The 15,430-nt window shown below is 69.0% G+C and carries 14 protein-coding genes; 1 reads left to right on the top strand and 13 read right to left on the bottom strand.

What is annotated here, in order from left to right:
• The 6 genes from cas1b to cas6 all read right to left on the bottom strand — a co-directional run.
• A partial coding sequence (gene cas1b / locus MJ783_RS03870; protein WP_239308529.1) for a type I-B CRISPR-associated endonuclease Cas1b occupies positions 1–973 on the bottom strand: 973 nt, incomplete at its 3' end.
• Between the two features lie 40 nt (positions 974–1,013).
• Complete coding sequence (locus MJ783_RS03865) at positions 1,014–1,535, bottom strand: CRISPR-associated protein Cas4 (protein WP_370651430.1); 522 nt, start codon at positions 1,533–1,535, stop codon at positions 1,014–1,016.
• A 32-nt stretch (positions 1,536–1,567) separates the two neighbouring features.
• Positions 1,568–4,792 carry a CRISPR-associated helicase Cas3' gene (cas3, locus tag MJ783_RS03860; protein ID WP_239308527.1) on the bottom strand — a complete coding sequence of 1,075 codons (3,225 nt, stop codon included), beginning with the start codon at positions 4,790–4,792 and terminating at the stop codon, positions 1,568–1,570.
• 5 nt (positions 4,793–4,797) lie between these two features.
• Entirely contained in the window at positions 4,798–5,859 is a 1,062-nt protein-coding gene (gene cas7i, locus MJ783_RS03855) for a type I-B CRISPR-associated protein Cas7/Cst2/DevR (RefSeq protein ID WP_239308526.1), read from the bottom strand.
• Positions 5,859–7,328, bottom strand: a complete 1,470-nt coding sequence (locus MJ783_RS03850; protein ID WP_239308525.1) for a hypothetical protein — start codon at positions 7,326–7,328, stop codon at positions 5,859–5,861. Before MJ783_RS03850 ends, cas7i begins: the two co-directional genes overlap by 1 nt.
• Entirely contained in the window at positions 7,325–8,014 is a 690-nt protein-coding gene (cas6, locus tag MJ783_RS03845) for a CRISPR-associated endoribonuclease Cas6 (RefSeq protein ID WP_239308524.1), read from the bottom strand. Before cas6 ends, MJ783_RS03850 begins: the two co-directional genes overlap by 4 nt.
• 360 nt (positions 8,015–8,374) lie before the next feature.
• On the opposite strand from cas6, the gene MJ783_RS03840 reads away from it, so the two are divergent.
• Positions 8,375–9,304, top strand: a complete 930-nt coding sequence (locus tag MJ783_RS03840; RefSeq protein ID WP_239308523.1) for a type IV toxin-antitoxin system AbiEi family antitoxin domain-containing protein — start codon at positions 8,375–8,377, stop codon at positions 9,302–9,304.
• A 96-nt stretch (positions 9,305–9,400) separates the two neighbouring features.
• Here MJ783_RS03840 and MJ783_RS03835 read toward each other — a convergent pair whose 3' ends face one another.
• The 7 genes from MJ783_RS03835 to sufB form a co-directional block, all read right to left on the bottom strand.
• Positions 9,401–9,739, bottom strand: coding sequence for a metal-sulfur cluster assembly factor (locus MJ783_RS03835; RefSeq protein ID WP_239308534.1), 339 nt, complete (start codon positions 9,737–9,739; stop codon positions 9,401–9,403).
• Positions 9,740–9,822: 83 nt separating this feature from the next.
• A complete protein-coding gene (gene sufU / locus MJ783_RS03830) occupies positions 9,823–10,284 on the bottom strand; it encodes a Fe-S cluster assembly sulfur transfer protein SufU (protein ID WP_239308522.1) in 462 nt (153 codons plus the stop codon).
• Positions 10,281–11,597, bottom strand: coding sequence for a cysteine desulfurase (locus MJ783_RS03825; protein ID WP_370651429.1), 1,317 nt, complete (start codon positions 11,595–11,597; stop codon positions 10,281–10,283). The genes sufU and MJ783_RS03825 overlap by 4 nt, the downstream gene beginning before the upstream one ends.
• 14 nt (positions 11,598–11,611) lie before the next feature.
• Positions 11,612–12,409 (bottom strand): Fe-S cluster assembly ATPase SufC, encoded by a 798-nt coding sequence (gene sufC, locus MJ783_RS03820; protein WP_239308521.1) that lies wholly within the window; start codon positions 12,407–12,409, stop codon positions 11,612–11,614.
• 39 nt (positions 12,410–12,448) lie between these two features.
• Positions 12,449–12,766 (bottom strand): non-heme iron oxygenase ferredoxin subunit, encoded by a 318-nt coding sequence (locus tag MJ783_RS03815; RefSeq protein ID WP_239308520.1) that lies wholly within the window; start codon positions 12,764–12,766, stop codon positions 12,449–12,451.
• Positions 12,766–14,028 carry a Fe-S cluster assembly protein SufD gene (gene sufD / locus MJ783_RS03810; protein ID WP_239308519.1) on the bottom strand — a complete coding sequence of 421 codons (1,263 nt, stop codon included), beginning with the start codon at positions 14,026–14,028 and terminating at the stop codon, positions 12,766–12,768. Before sufD ends, MJ783_RS03815 begins: the two co-directional genes overlap by 1 nt.
• Positions 14,028–15,407, bottom strand: coding sequence for a Fe-S cluster assembly protein SufB (gene sufB / locus MJ783_RS03805; RefSeq protein ID WP_370651428.1), 1,380 nt, complete (start codon positions 15,405–15,407; stop codon positions 14,028–14,030). The genes sufD and sufB overlap by 1 nt, the downstream gene beginning before the upstream one ends.
• Positions 15,408–15,430: the final 23 nt, after the last annotated feature.

The following is a 15,430-nucleotide window of genomic DNA, read 5'->3' as shown; positions in this document are numbered from 1 at the left end:
AAGGCCGGAAAGGCTTGTAGGGGGTGCCCTCCAGACAGAGACGGACAATCTTGAGCGCCTCAAGATGGATGATCTCCTCATAGGAGACCTTGCGGCGCAGCGTCCGGTGGTAGACGGTCGTGGCGAGCTCTTCCCGGATCATCGTGGAGACCTTCTTACGGCCGTCACGGCTGAGGGAGGCCCGGCCGACGTCGCTTTCGAAGTCGGCGGGCCGCAGCGTCTTCTGCGCGGCGGCGCGACGCAGCAGGCGTTCGGCGAACAGCGGCTTGAACGGTTCGGCCAGGTCCAGGGCGAGGGTGTTACGGCGCCGGTCGGTGTCGGCGTGCAGAAACCCGAGCGCGGGATGCAGCGGGGTACACCGCAGGGCGGTGAGGACCCGTGCGTAGACGATGCTGTTGGTATAGCTGATAAAAGCGTTGCCCGCATTGGTCGGTGGACGGCGGCTCCTGCCGTCCAGCCGCAGCCAGGCCGGCAGGATCGTGTCGAACACCCCCCAGGCCGTTCGGCGGAAGTTCCCCTCTGCCCCCATAAGCTGTTCGGCGCTGTGACAGTCCGGGAGCTGGGCGGTAAGGGTGTCCAGGGCGCGATCGAGATGTTCGGTGTCCAGCGCCCAGCGCACATTTGCCGCAGTCGTGGCTACCAGTGAACGGGCGACTGCGACCCGCTGCTCCGGGTCTGCGGTGAGGGCAACCTGGCAGCGCACCACCTGAGCCGACGACATGTCCTCGGCGGGGGTGACGGCGCCGGCATAGTTGCCGTAGTGGTCCAAGACGTGGACCATCACGCCGTGCCGGCCGAGAAGCGACACCGCCGCGGTGTTGATGTCGACGTGGTCGAAGGTCACGAGATCGCGGACATCGGTGATCGGAAGGTGCACCGGGCTGGCGTCAGCCCGCTCGATACGCAGGCTGTTGTCCTCGCGACGGATGCGGCACGGTTCGGTCAGCCAGTACGTGCGGCCGGCGGCGCTCATGCCGGTGGCCAAGACGTCCGGCGATGGTCGGTCATATGAACTACCCCCAGCAGTAGTCGGTATAGGAACAGCCGCGGCAGCGCCTGCGCTCCAGCCGTGGTGGTATCGACGGCGCGGCGATCACGGCACGGGCCTGGCGCTCGGCGTCCAGAGCGGCGGCGCGGGCTTGGTCGTTCCAGGTCACGGTGACCGTCCGGCGGATCAACGGGTAGTGGACAGTCCCGCCTCGCACGTGGACCCCGCGCCGTTCCAACAGCAGGCAGTAATGGCGGACCTGCGCCTCATGATCCGCTGAAGGGGCACGGGAGGACTTGGTCTCATGGACGACGGCACCCGTGGTGACCCAGTCGATTTTCGCCTCACCGAGGTCGATGTCGCGGCGGCGGGTGTAGGTGGTGTCGTCCACGACCTCACCGAAGGCGACCAGATCGCTGGACGCCTCCGGCCGGTAGCCACGCATGTAGAGCCAGAGCTGACGCGGGCAGTGCAGCAGGTACTTGATGTGGACACCGCCGAGGCCGTCGTCACCAACCTCACTCGTGGGGCTGCTCGTGTCGCTCACGGGGCCGACGGTGCTCACAGGATTCGTGTCGCTCACAGGACGGTGTCCACTGGGATGGCCTGCGCACGAGCACCCGTGTCCGGATCGGCGGACAGATCCAGCCCGGCCTCGGCCGTGTACGGCAGATCGACCACAGCCAGTTTGAGACGCCGGTCGACGTGGGCATGCCGGTCGCGCAACAGGCCTGCGTACTGCCCGAAGCGGATGGGGATGAGCAGCCCTTCGGCGAGCAGCGGGTGACCGTCACGCCGGTCCGACAGCGTCCGATATTCGTCGACGTCGTCGGCGTGCAGGACGTGCACGGTGTCGAAATCCTTGTCAAGCCTGGCGGCGAACTCGCCACGGTCCTCAAACGGCTGGCGGAAGGTCAGGAAAGCCGCGGCGAACTCGTCCCGCGCCTCGCGGGCGATCTGGGCCCACTGCTGCCCCCAGGGGGTGGCGTAGACGTCGGCGAGCCAGGCACCGATCGTGTGTTCCGAGATCATCGGATCACCGGTCACGGTGCGTTGCATGGCGGCCCACGCCGCGTCCAGCGCCTCCTCTTCGTAGGGCAGGTGGGACGACACGGCGTGAACGCGGAACTCGACAGGCCCGTCCGGATGGCGCCCGCGGCGGTTGACCCGGCCGGCACGTTGGGCGACCGCTTCGATCGGGGCGAGTTCACTGACCCCGCGGTCGAAGTCCAGGCACAGCGAGACCTCCAGCACCTGGGTGGATACGACGAGTCCGCCACGGCCCTCACGCAGGGCCGGCTCGCCCGGTTCGCGTTCGGGATGCCGGGCGGCGACTCGCCGTTCGATCGCGGTCCGGTCACGGGCTTTGAACCTTGAGTGCAGCAGCAGGGCCGCGTCGTCGTCATCCGGATGCACGGCGCGGGCGGCCGGCGCCAGCGCCTCGAACAGGGCCTGGGCGCTGCGGACGGTGTTGGCCACGACCAGGACGCTGCGCCCCTCGGACAGCCATCCGGTGATGACCTCAAGGCTTGCCGGCGAGGTGACCGGCTCCTCGTCGAGGACGAGCCGATGGCGGTCCGGCGCGGTGCCGGCGGCGGCGGGCACGACCGCCACCGGCCGCGGAGACAGACTTTCCTTAACCAGTTCGATCATCGGCGGTGCGAGGGTCGCGGAGAGCACCGCGACCCGGCTCCCGAGCTGCTTCCACAGCCGCAGGGCCGCGCAGATCCGGCCGAAGGTGACCGGGTCGTAGGCGTGCAGTTCGTCCAGGACGAACAGCGCGTTGGCCTGCTCCAGCAGGACTGAGGAGTAGCGCGGCCCGGCGATCGCCGCCCGTAGCAGCTGGTGCGGGGTGGCGACACGCACCCGCTGGGCGAACAGTCGCATCGCCCCCGCGCGGGCGCGGGCCTTGCGCGCGTCGTCGGGTCCGGGCGCGCAGTCCTCCGCCACCGCCCGGGTGAGCAGCGTGCGGGCAGCGGTGGAATGCAGCACGCCGATGTCGGGCTCCGCCTCGCCCGGTGGCGGGTCGAGCGCATGGGTGAACCGCTCGGCGGCGGCGTCGATGGACGCCCGGTAGGGCAGCACCCACACCAGCCGTGGCCGGCCCGGCATTCCCGCGAGCTGGGTGGACGCCCAGGCGAGACCCGCTTCGGTCTTACCGCTGCCGGTCGGCGCGGTCAGTACGAGATGGCCGTCGACCGCCGCCGCCCCCCGCTGATGATCGTACGGTGTAGCCAGTCGGTCGAGAAAGCGCGACGGTAACGGCATGTGCCGCTGCAACGGCACCTGGGCGGAGCCGGAATGGTCGGCGAGGGTGACCGCGCCCTGTAACAGCACCGCCAGCAGGCCGTCCTCCAGGGTGACCGGATCGATCCAGGCGTCCCGCGTCGCCACGAACAGATCACGGGCCCGCTGCCACAACCGCTGGCCGTCCGATGGCGGCAGGCTCGTGCCGAGCTGGCCGGTGAACCAGGTGAGCAGCTCGGCGTGCCGCGCCGGGGTGACCTGGATGCGGGGTTCGTCACCGAAAGCATCCGGGTTGAGGCCGAAGCGGTGTTCCCAGCCACCGTCATACGGGTACCTGTCAGCCAGGCCGTCGCCGAGGCCACCGCTGACCGTCAGTGGCTTGTGGTGGAAAGCGACACCCGTTGCCGTCATGAGCCGGTCATGATCGGGTTGACCGGCGGTGAGCAGGTCTACGTAGGCCAGCGAGAGCACCTCGTGCCGCTCGCCCCACGGCGCCTTGCGCACCCGCAACTGCCGCTGGAAACCGGCGGCTACCTTGCCGGCGTCGTGCAGCAGGGCGGCCTGTTCCACCCAGGCCCAAAAGCGCGGTTCCGCGGCGATCGGCCCGGCCGGGCCGATGCGGTCGGCGACCGCGCGGGCGGCGTCCCGCACCGCCGCGCAGTGGTCGGTCAGCGGCTCCGGCCGGCCGTGCGCGGAGCCGGTGGCGGACTTCGCCAGCACCTGGTCGAGCGCAGCTCGATGACCGCCGTCACCACCGCCGCCACCGCTATCGCCGCGGGCGCTCGCCGAGTTGCCCACAGCGCCGGGGCTATCGGTGTTATCGGCCATCTCCCCGGCATCGGCGCCATCCGTGGTGCCGGCCTGGTCAGGGCCGTAGAGCCAGACCGCCTCACCGGTGCCCTCGTCGCGGTAGGCACCCTGAACATCCCGGCGCCCCGCAGCTGTCGGGCACCACAGAAACGAACCGTAGACGGTGCGGAACCGGTCGGTGCTCACCGTCTCAGCGAGCCGGACCGACACCGCCCCGGGCGCGTCATGCCCGTCCGGCGGGGCCAGAGCGTGACCGACCACCGCCTGCGCGGCCGGATGCAGCACCGTCCACCGGGGCCGGCCCCGCAGGTACACCAGATCCTGGGAGCGCCCCAGGCGCAAACCCCAGGTCGGCCGGCGCAGCGCGGCTTCGATCCGGCGGCCGTCCGCACCCGGAATCCACAGGGTCACGTGGACGCCGGTGAGGAAGGGCCGTTCCCGGACGGTGGCGCCGCCCTTGCCCGCCCGGACCCGGCCGCCGATCGCCGGGTTGCTCCCGTCCGCGGCGATCGGATGGTAAGTCTCCAGGTCGATGCCGTCACCGGCGGCGCTGGCCGCCATCCCCAGCCGGACCGGTTCGTCGGGCCGGCCGGTGGCCGCCGCGAGCATGCCCCGCACGGTCGACGGTGCGGGCACCGGCAGGCAGCGGGTGACCCCGGGGAACATCGGGTCCCGGAACGACGCGACCGGCGCGAACAGCTCGACCCGCAGCGCCTCGACCGGGACCGAGCGTGGATGTTCGCTCACCGTGGTCACCGGGCCGGGTCGTCGAACCAGGCGTCGTGCTGCCCGTCCCGCACCCGCGCGGCCAACGCCAGCAGCACCGTCCGCGGATGATCGATCACCACCTGGCCGGCCGCGATCTCCTCGGCCAGGTCGGCCTCGAACCGCTTACGCAGGACGTCGTGGAAGCCGGGCCGCCAGCCGACGAGCACCGGCGGCTCCCATTCGCCCTGCCATGCGGCCAGTTCCTTGCGGAGCACGTCACCGCGGACCTGAAGACCGGTGCCGTCCTCCGCGCCGTCGATGACGAAGCCGAGCGGGTTCACCCCACCCGCCATCGGCACCACCGCCAGCAGCGCCGGAACGCGGTCACCGTAGTGCAACGCCTTCTTCGCGCCACCGGCCAGCTCCGCCAGCGCCTCCACCAGGACCGCGACCCGCTCCCGCCGGGAGGCGAGCGGCAGGCGTACCGCGGTATGGCCGCGGAAGGTCTGCGTGGTCGCACCGGCCTGCGCCGCGGCCGCAAAGCCCAGCGCGGTTTTCTCGTCGAGATAGTTGGGCCGGCCCGACCCGCTCGGACCCGGCAGGGTAAACGTGCCCACCCGCGGTATGTCGAACAGGAACGGCGCGGCGAGGTCCGCGGTGTAGAACTCGTGCGAGTGCAGCACCGGCTCGGAAATGTTCCGGGACATCACCCCGAAATCCTCGGTGAGCTGCGCCGGCTCGACCGCGAGGAACGTACCCACCATGAACGGGGTGTCCCGCACGGTCGTGGCCTCGTCGGTGGATTTCGCCGTGGCCTTCATGTAACCGAACAGGTCGTCATCGACGTACCGGATCGGGTCCGCGTTCGTGGTCACCTTCTGCGCCTTACCCTGCGCTTTTCCGACCCGCTCGGTCGGTGACGGCACCGAGCCGGCGGCGGTCATCGTGTCCCGCAGCCAGCGGCGGAACGCCTGCGCGGACACATACGGGTAGTACCGGCCCCGGATCCGGGTCTTCTTCACCCTGCCGGTCGTCGTGTCACCCGCCCCGTTGTTCGGCGCGCCCGCCTCCACCGCGAGCACGATCTTTCCTGCCAGAAACGCCATCAGGCGTACCCCCCGTCATTGTCAACATCATCGTCGTCCGCATCCGGGTCGAACCCCACGTGCGGCCCGTCGGTGTCGTCGGCGTCGTCCTCGTCGCTCTCAGCCCGGGTGCCGATCGCCGCGCCGCGCGCGGCCAGCTCGGCGACGACCTCGAAGAACAGCTGCCCGCGCAGGCGCCACCCCGGCGGGGTCGAGGCCAGCAGCGTCTCGGTCGCCCCGGTGATGTCCGACGGACGACGCCCGTCGAGCAGCAGCCGGGCGCTCGCCTCCATCAGCAGGCGTTGCAGCGCGAACGTCCGCCCGGCCACCTGCCGGTACTCGTTGAACCGGCCGCGGGGATTCTTCTCCGCCGTGATCCAGTCGACCAGCAGCGTGGTGACGGGTTTCAGGTCACCCGTGTCCATTCCACACATCTCCCTCAGATACAGCGCTGACAACGCCCGCCAGTCCCGCAGGGTCGACGCCGACGTCTTCTCCACCGCGTCGCGGCGGTTGAACAGCTCGACCAGCAGCCGGTCCCGATGATCGTTGACCGGTTCGAACAACGTCCGGGCAATGGCGTCACGGCCGCCGCGGATGACCGTTCCGTCCGCGGCCCGCCGGGTCAACGCGCGTTCGAGCCGTCGCCAGCCCCGGGCGGCGGTCGGTTGGGTCGGCAGCGCCCGCAGAAATCCCACGACCGCCAGTCGGGTGGCGGTGACCCGCAACCACGGCTCCTGATTGTCGTTCTTGAACATCCACAATGTCGTGGCGACCGGCCGCTGGTTCGTGCCGGACCGTGCCGCGTAGTTTCGCAGCCCCCACAATGTCACCGCCTCGGGAGAGGCATGAGACGGCAGGGAGCTGAATCCGACCTGCTGGATCCGGGCGGCCCGTTCACAGTTCCGCGCCGCGAAATTCCGCTCGACCACGTCACCGTCGCAGGTCAGTACCGTCGCCGACCCGGCTGTTACCGCGGCGCCGTACGGCATCGCCCACACCGCGATCCGGCACGCCCGGCACACCGGCCAGCCCGCCGTCCCCGGTGGCAGCGTGTTGCGGAACTTCGTCGTGTCGAACATCGGCAGCATCGACTTCGCCCACAGGACGCCGGCCATCGCGCCGCAGAACACACACGGCCGCAGCACGTCGCGCGCCCGGTCCACGGCGAAGAACCGGTCCACCTCGGCGGTCAGCGCGGCGGCGTCCCGCGGCCGGCTCGCGTGGGTCGGCTTCGCGTTCGGGAACAGCGCGTACAGAACCTTCCACCAGTCATAGGCCGCATCATCCTTACCCGCTGTGGCGGCCCGCACGACATCCCGCACGATCCGTGCCGCGACATCATCGAGATCCCCCACCGTCACGTCATCCGGATGATCGCGGCCCGCGAGAATCGTGACCGCCCATGCTCCGCAACGTTGGATCGGATGACGTGTCAAGGCCAGCACTTCTGTCCGTAACTGTTCGCCGGCATCCGGTGGTGCGGTCATCGGATCCAGCCGAATCCTTGGTTGGTGTTGAGCCCCAGGCCCCATTCATAAAGGGCGTCGAGTAACACGGGATCGGCATGCACGCGCAGCTGGACGGTGCTGCCGTACCGGGGCGCCCGTTGCACCAGGAACTTGCGCGCAGGCCCGTACGACACGATGTCAATCTCCAGGTCGCCGGGCAGGCCCAGCAGGTCCGCCTTGTGCCGCAGGTTGTGGCAGAGCCTTTCCGCATATCGCGGATGGTCGGGGTGGATGAACCGGTCCTCGAATTTCACCAGCACCTCTGTCACCGTCGAAAAGTCCGCCCACCCGCGGCTGTGGTCCGGCATCGGCTCCAGCTGGACGCCCCGCACCCGCAGCGCGACAGTGCCCCAGCGGAGCTCCGTGCGCCCGGCGACCCCGGCCAGCAGCGCCGCGGCCACCCGCGGTACCGGGGAGCCGAACCAGATCGTGCCGTCACCGGACGCGCCATACACGCCGGTACGCCGGCCCGCCCCGCGGAAGCGGGGCGCCGACAGACCAAGCGGACGCAGCGAACTGCCCGCGTAGCCATGATCGTGTAACTCGGCGGCCAGCGCCTCGTCCTGAGCGCGGATCAGATCGTAGGCGACCCCGCGCGCAGGGCTGAACACCTGGTCCCACGGAATGCTGTCCACATCCGCGGCGACGTCCACCCGAAATCTCATCCAGCTCCCCGTTCCTCTCGCATTATGATCTTGCCTGCTATCGGTGCTGAGCGCCCGATCCTCACGAAGCCGCCGCATCCATCAGGTACTGACGGACGACGGAACCGGCAGCCTCTCACCCACCAATCCGAAGCCGAACAACAGGTGAGATGATCGTGACTATCGGACAGGGCCCGGCCCCAGGATGATCGGCGCGTGTTTGTCGGTCGGCACGCATTTCAGCCGGAAAAACGTACACAATGACAAACACGCGCCGATCATGAACGGTGGATGTCAGCGGTCGTCAGCGAATGCCGGTGGTTGTCCACAGATCAGTTCCAGGCATGGCGCCGCTCCAACCGGCGCAGGAAAAATCCAGTCATGCTCGATCCCCGTCCCGATCTGACCCCGGATCTCCTTCGTCAGGCACGGCGGCAGGACGGGATGATCACTACAGCCCAGGCTCAGGCTTTCGGACTGACCCGCCGGCAGATCGCGCATCTCGTCCAGATCGGCCAGTGGCGGCAGCCGCGCCGAGGCGCCTACCTCGTGCCAGGAGCCCATCCGCTCCGGAGCCGGGTTCGGGCCGCTTTGCTACGCAGGTCGGACGCCGTCGCAGGCGAGATCACCGCGGCGCGGCTCCTCGGGTTCGGCGGCCTCCCGACGGCAGCGCCCAGCGAACCGGTGCACCTCCTGCTGCCACGCAGAGCCGCGCGGGCACAGCCGGACGGCGTCGTACTGCACTGGGCCGACATACCGCTCGCCCAGGTCACAGATGTCTGCGGCGTTCCGGCGACGTCGGCGCCACGCGCGCTCGCCGACATGGTGCTGCGTCGTAGCCGCGATGACGCCGTCGCCCTCATGGACGCGGTGTTGCACGATGGCCATCTCACCGATCTCAACAGCGCTCGGTCGCTCGTCTTCGGCAGGCTGGGCGCGGCAACGCGATCGAGCTGGTGGCAGCACGCTGACGGCCGAGCCGAGTCCCCGCTCGAAACGCGGCTGCGGCTGCTCCTCATCGACGCGGGCCTGGGTCCCGAGCAGCTCCAATGGCCGGTCAGAAATATGGCCGGACGCGTCATCGCCCGCCTTGACCTCGCCTGGCCGAGCCGACGACTCGACGTCGAAGCCGACGGTACGGCCGTGCATGCCGAACCGGACGCGCTGTACCGCGACCGCTACCGGCAGAACACGCTGGCCATGCTGGGGTGGACGGTGCTCCGCTTCACCTGGGCCGACGTGACTCAGCGCGCCGACTACGTAGCCCAGACCGTGGCGCACGCCCTCGCCGTCGGCAATCAGCACTCATGATCGTCGCGTGTTTGTCGGTCGGCACGCATTTCAGCCGGAAAAGCGTACACAACAACAAACACGCGCCGATCATGAACCTGAGATGGGAAGAACAGGTCAGACGTTGAAGCCGAGAGCCCGCAGCTGGTCGCGACCGTCATCGGTGATCTTGTCGGGACCCCACGGGGGCATCCAGACCCAGTTGATGGTCACGTCGTTGACCAGGGCATCCGGCCCGTCGGTCAGGGCCGAACGGGTCTGGTCCTCGATCACGTCGGTCAGCGGGCAGGCCGCCGACGTCAGCGTCATGTCCAGGGTGACCGTGTTGTCGTCGTGGACGTTGATGCCGTAGACGAGACCGAGGTCGACGACGTTGATGCCGAGCTCGGGGTCGACGACGTCGCGCATGGCCTCCTCGACGTCATCGACAGCGGCCTTGTCCACGGCCTTGTCCACAGCAGTGTCACCGGCCGACGCGACCGGTTCGGCCGTTCCCACTTCAGCCACGGTCGGGTCCTGTTCGGTCACGGTGGTCTCGCTCACCGGTCCACCTCCTGTTCCGGGATGCCGCCCACCGCCTGCGCGGTCGCGTCCTTCCAGGCCATCCACGACAGCAGGGCGCACTTGACCCTGGCCGGGTACTTCGACACGCCCGCGAAGGCGACCGCGTCCTCCAGCACATCCTCGTCCGGCTCGACGGTGCCGCGCGACTGCATCAGCGCCAGGAACTCCCGGCCCAGTTCGAGCGCCTCAGCCACGGACCGGCCGATCACGAGATCGGTCATGACGCTCGCGGACGCCTGGCTGATCGAGCAGCCCTCGCTCTCGTAGGAGACGTCCGCGACCTTGCCGTCGGCCACCTTGACCCGCAGGGTCACCTCGTCCCCGCAGGTCGGGTTGACGTGGTGGACCTCGGTGTCGAACGGCTCGCGCAGCCCGCGGTGGTGCGGGTTGCGATAGTGGTCCAGGATGATCTCCTGGTACATGGAGTCCAGTTTCACGTCCCGAAGAACCTCCGGACATGCCCCAGGCCTTCCACCAGCGCGTCGACCTCACCACGGGTCGAGTACAGGTGGAAGGAAGCCCGAGTCGTGGCCGGGACGCCGTAGCGCAGGCAGACCGGGCGGGCGCAGTGGTGTCCCACGCGAACGGCGATACCCCGTTCGTCGAGCAGCTGGCCGACATCGTGGGGGTGCAGCGGCCGGTTGTCGGACCCGGTGAGCACGAACGAGACGGCGCCGCCCCGGTCGACCGCGTCCGGCGGCCCGATGATCCGTAGGCCCGGCACGGTGGCCAGCTGGTCGAGTGCGTAGGCGGTGATGTCGTGCTCATGGGCGGCGATCGCGTCCATGCCGAGATCGGTGAGGTAGTCGACCGCGGCGCCGAGGCCGACCGCCTGGGCGATCATCGGCGTGCCGGCCTCGAACCGGTGCGGTGGCACGGCGTACGTCGACGCCTCCATCGTCACCACTTCGATCATCTCGCCGCCGCCGAGGAACGGCGGCATCACCGCCAGCAGCTCACCCCGGCCCCACAGCACGCCGATACCGGTCGGCCCGCACATCTTGTGGCCGGTGAAGGCGAGGAAATCCACCCCGAGCGCGGTCACGTCGATCGGCATGTGCGGTACGGACTGGGAGGCGTCCAGGACGGTCAGCGCGCCCACCGCCCGAGCCCGGTCGACCAGCGTCGCCACCGGGTTGACCGTGCCGAGGATGTTCGACTGGTGCACGAACGAGACGACCTTCGCCCGCTCGGTGATCACTTTCTCCACATCCGCCAGGTCGAGGCGGCCGTCGTCGGTGAGACCGATCCAGCGCAGGGCCGCCCCGGTCCGCCGGCACAGCATCTGCCACGGCACGAGGTTGGAGTGGTGCTCCATCTCGGTGATGACGACCTCGTCGCCCGGCCCGAGACGAAACCGCTCCGCCTCGGGACCGGCGGCAGCCGCGTTGCTCATCGCATAGGCGACGAGGTTCAGCGCCTCGGAGGAGTTCTTGGTGAAGACGACCTCGTCCCGGCTGGGTGCGCCGATGAAGGCGGCGACCCGGTCGCGGGCGGACTCGTACAGCGCGGTCGCCTCCTCGGCCAGCACGTGGATGCCGCGGTGGACGTTGGCGTTGTGCAGCTCGTAGTAGTCCCGCTCGGCGTCGAGGACGGCCGTGGGCTTCTGCGAGCTGGCCGCGCTGTCGAGGTAGACCAGCGGCCGGCCGTCGTGGACACGCCGGGCCAGGATCGGGAAGTCCTTGCGGACCTGATCGACGTCGTACCCGCCCCCCGGCTGAGCGGCGGTGCGCCGCGTGGGCGAGGGCATCGCGTCCGTCATCGTCATACCGCCGTCCCGGCCGGCGCAGGCACCTCGGTCGCCTCGGTCGCCTTGACGTACCGGTCGTAGCCGCCGTCCTCCAAGACCGCGGCGAGCTCGGGGCCGCCGGAGTCGACGATGCGCCCGCCAGCCATCACATGGACGAACTCCGGCTTCACATAACGCAGGATACGGGTGTAATGGGTGATCAGAAGAATACCGGTCTCCCCGGCCGCGCGGACGGATTCGATGCCGGCGGAGACGATCCGCAGCGCGTCCACGTCAAGGCCCGAGTCGGTCTCGTCCAAGATAGCGATCTTCGGCTTGAGCAGGGCCATCTGAAGGATTTCGTGACGCTTCTTCTCGCCACCGGAAAAACCCTCGTTGACGCTGCGCTCGGCGAATGCCGGGTCCATTTCCAGGGTCGCCATGGACTCACGGACTTCCTTGACCCACGTACGCAGTTTGGGCGCCTCGCCGCGCACGGCTGTCACGGATGAGCGCAGGAAGTTCGACACCGACACGCCGGGCACCTCAACCGGGTACTGCATGGCAAGGAAGACCCCGGCGCGGGCGCGTTCGTCCACGCTCATCGCGAGCACGTCGACCCCGTCCAACGCCACCGAACCACTGGTGATCGTGTACTTGGGGTGACCGGCGATGGAGTACGCCAGCGTCGACTTGCCGGAGCCGTTCGGCCCCATGATCGCATGGGTCTCGCCGCGGCGGATCGTCAGGTCCACACCGCGCAGGATCTCCCTCCCCTCGGTGGAATCGGTCTCCACCGAGACATGGAGGTTACGGATCTCAAGGGTCGACACTTGATCAGTCTCCTAAAAACCGCTATGTCCTACAAGCCGCTATGACTGCCCGATGTCGACGAGCACGTCGTCACCGTCGATCTTCACCGGATAGACGGGTACCGGCTCGGTTGCCGGCAGCCCGACGGGTTCACCTGTGGCAAGGTCGAACTGCGAGCCGTGCAGCCAGCATTCGATCCTCGCGTCCTCGACCTCGCCGTGGGAGAGCATCACCTCGGCGTGGGAACACTCGTCGCGGATGGCGTAGACCTGCCCACCGGCCAGTGCCAGGCACACCGGCTGCCCGCCGACCTCGACGCCGAGCGCGGACTCCTCGCGGAGGTCCGCCAACGCGCACACACGCTGAAAAACACCCACTAGACGACCCCGTCCAGCTCCGCCTCGACCGCCGCGGTGATCCGTTCCCGGAGAGAGCCGATCTCGATCCGGTCGACGATCTCGGCGAAGAAGCCGCGGACCACCAGCCGTCGCGCCTCGTCCGCCGGGATGCCCCGCGCCATCAGGTAGAACAGCGCCTCGTCGTCGAAACGGCCGGTGGCGCTGGCGTGGCCGGCCCCGACGACCTCGCCGGTGGATATCTCCAGGTTCGGCACCGAGTCCGCACGGGCACCATCGGTGAGGACGAGGTTACGGTTCAGCTCGTAGGTGTCGGTACCCACGGCGTCCGCGCCAATCACCACGTCACCGATCCACACCGCGTGCGCGCCCTCGCCCTGCAACGCGCCCTTGTAAGCGACCCGGCTGCGGCAGGACCGCGGGCTGTGATCAACCAGCAGCCGGTGCTCCTGGTGCTGGCCGGCGTCGGTGAAGAACAGCCCGTAGAGCTCGGCATCCCCGCCAGGTCCGGCATAGGTGACGGTGGGCGACAAGCGGACGAGATCTCCACCGAGAGTCACCGTGAACGAACGGAACCGGGCGTCCCGGCCGACCCTGGCCGCGTGTGCGGCGACGTGCACAGCGCCGGGATCCCAATCCTGGAGCGACACGAAGACCAGGGAGGCGCTGTCGCCGATGGACAGCTCGACGTTGCCGGCGAAGACGGCCTGTCCGGTGTGATCGAGCACCACCGTGACCGAGGCGAACGCGCCGACTTCGACCACCAGGTGGCCGTAGGCCGTTCCGCCGGAGCCGTGCAGCCGGACGACCACCGGCGTGTCCGGGGCCGCCTCGGCGGGCACGGTGACGACCACGGCATGCTCGGCGCGGGTCATCGCGAACGCCGACACACGGTCGGCCGGGGTGAGCACCCGCCCGACGCGGGCGTCATCGATGCCGACGCGCTCAACCGTCACTCCCGGGGGCGCTTCGACATCCACCGTGAACGTGGCGTCGGCGGCCGGGCCACCGAGCAGGCCGCCGAGCCGGCGCAACGGAGTGAACCGCCACTCCTCCTCGCGGCCGGTCGGTAGCGGATGAACCTGGGGGTCGCGGGAGCGCACCGGACGCGGCCGGCCGTCGGGCCGCCCCGCCGACACCCCCGCCTTCGACCCGGCCGGCGAACCGGTCGAGGACCCGGGCACCAGCACAGCCGGACCGGCCGGGGATCCCGCGGCGGATCCTGCGGCCGAGCCCGCGGCCGAACCGTCCCGCGAGCCGTTGTGGATGGGAGCGGTCACCATCAGCCGACCGCGCCTTCCATCTGCAGCTCGATCAGCCGGTTGAGCTCGAGGGCGTACTCCATCGGCAGTTCCCGGGCGATCGGCTCGACGAACCCGCGCACGACCATGGCCATGGCCTCATCCTCGGAGAGCCCGCGGCTCATCAGGTAGAAGAGCTGGTCCTCCCCGACCTTGGACACGGTGGCCTCATGCCCGATGGAGGCGTCGTCCTCCCGGACGTCCACATACGGGTAGGTGTCGGAACGACTGATCGCGTCCACCAACAGGGCGTCACACTTCACCGTCGCCCGCGCGTTGTGCGCGTCGTCCTGGATCTGGACCAGGCCCCGGTAGGACGTCCGGCCGCCGCCGCGGGCCACCGACTTGGAAACGATCTTGGATGATGTCCGCGGCGCGGCGTGCACCATCTTCGCGCCGGCGTCCTGGTGCTGGCCGGGGCCGGCGAACGCGATCGAGAGCACCTCGCCCTTGGCCTGCTCACCGAGCAGCCACACGGCCGGGTACTTCATTGTCACCTTGGAACCGATGTTCCCGTCGATCCACTCCATGGTGCCGCCGGCCTGACACGCCGCCCGCTTGGTGACCAGGTTGTACACGTTGTTCGACCAGTTCTGGATGGTCGTGTAGCGACAGCGGGCGTTCTTCTTCACCACGATCTCCACGACCGCCGAATGCAGCGAGTCGGAGGAGTAGATCGGTGCCGTGCAGCCCTCGACGTAGTGCACGTAGGCACCCTCGTCGACGATGATGAGCGTCCGCTCGAACTGGCCCATGTTCTCGGTGTTGATGCGGAAATAGGCCTGGAGCGGAATGTCGACATGCACGCCCGGCGGTACGTAGATGAAAGAACCACCGGACCACACCGCGGTGTTGAGCGCGGCGAACTTGTTGTCCCCGACCGGGATGACCGACCCGAAGTACTCCTGGAAAATCTCCGGATGCTCCCGCAGGCCGGTGTCGGTGTCGAGGAAGATAACACCCTGCTCCTCAAGATCCTCACGAATCTTGTGGTAAACGACTTCACTTTCGTACTGAGCCGCCACGCCGGAGACCAGGCGCTGCTTCTCGGCTTCAGGAATGCCGAGCCTGTCGTAGGTGCTACGGATGTCCGCGGGCAGATCGTCCCAGGTGGCAGCCTGCTTCTCGGTCGACCGGACAAAGTACTTGATATTGTCGAAGTCGATCCCGGACAGGTCCGCGCCCCAGGTCGGCATGGGCTTGCGGCCGAAGAGCTTCAGGCCCTTGAGCCGGAGCTGCGTCATCCACTCCGGTTCGCTCTTCTTGGCCGAGATGCCGAGGACGACCGCCTCCGACAGCCCGCGCTGGGCGGTTGCCGCATACGCGTCCGTGTCAGACCAGCCGAACTTATAGGCGCCCAGGCCCTCGAGCGCCTCGGGGACTG

Source organism: Protofrankia sp. Cj3, from assembly GCF_917627355.1.
GTDB lineage: Bacteria > Actinomycetota > Actinomycetes > Frankiales > Frankiaceae > Protofrankia.
Note: the sequence above shows the minus strand (reverse complement) of the source record. Positions and strands in the feature narration are given on the sequence as shown.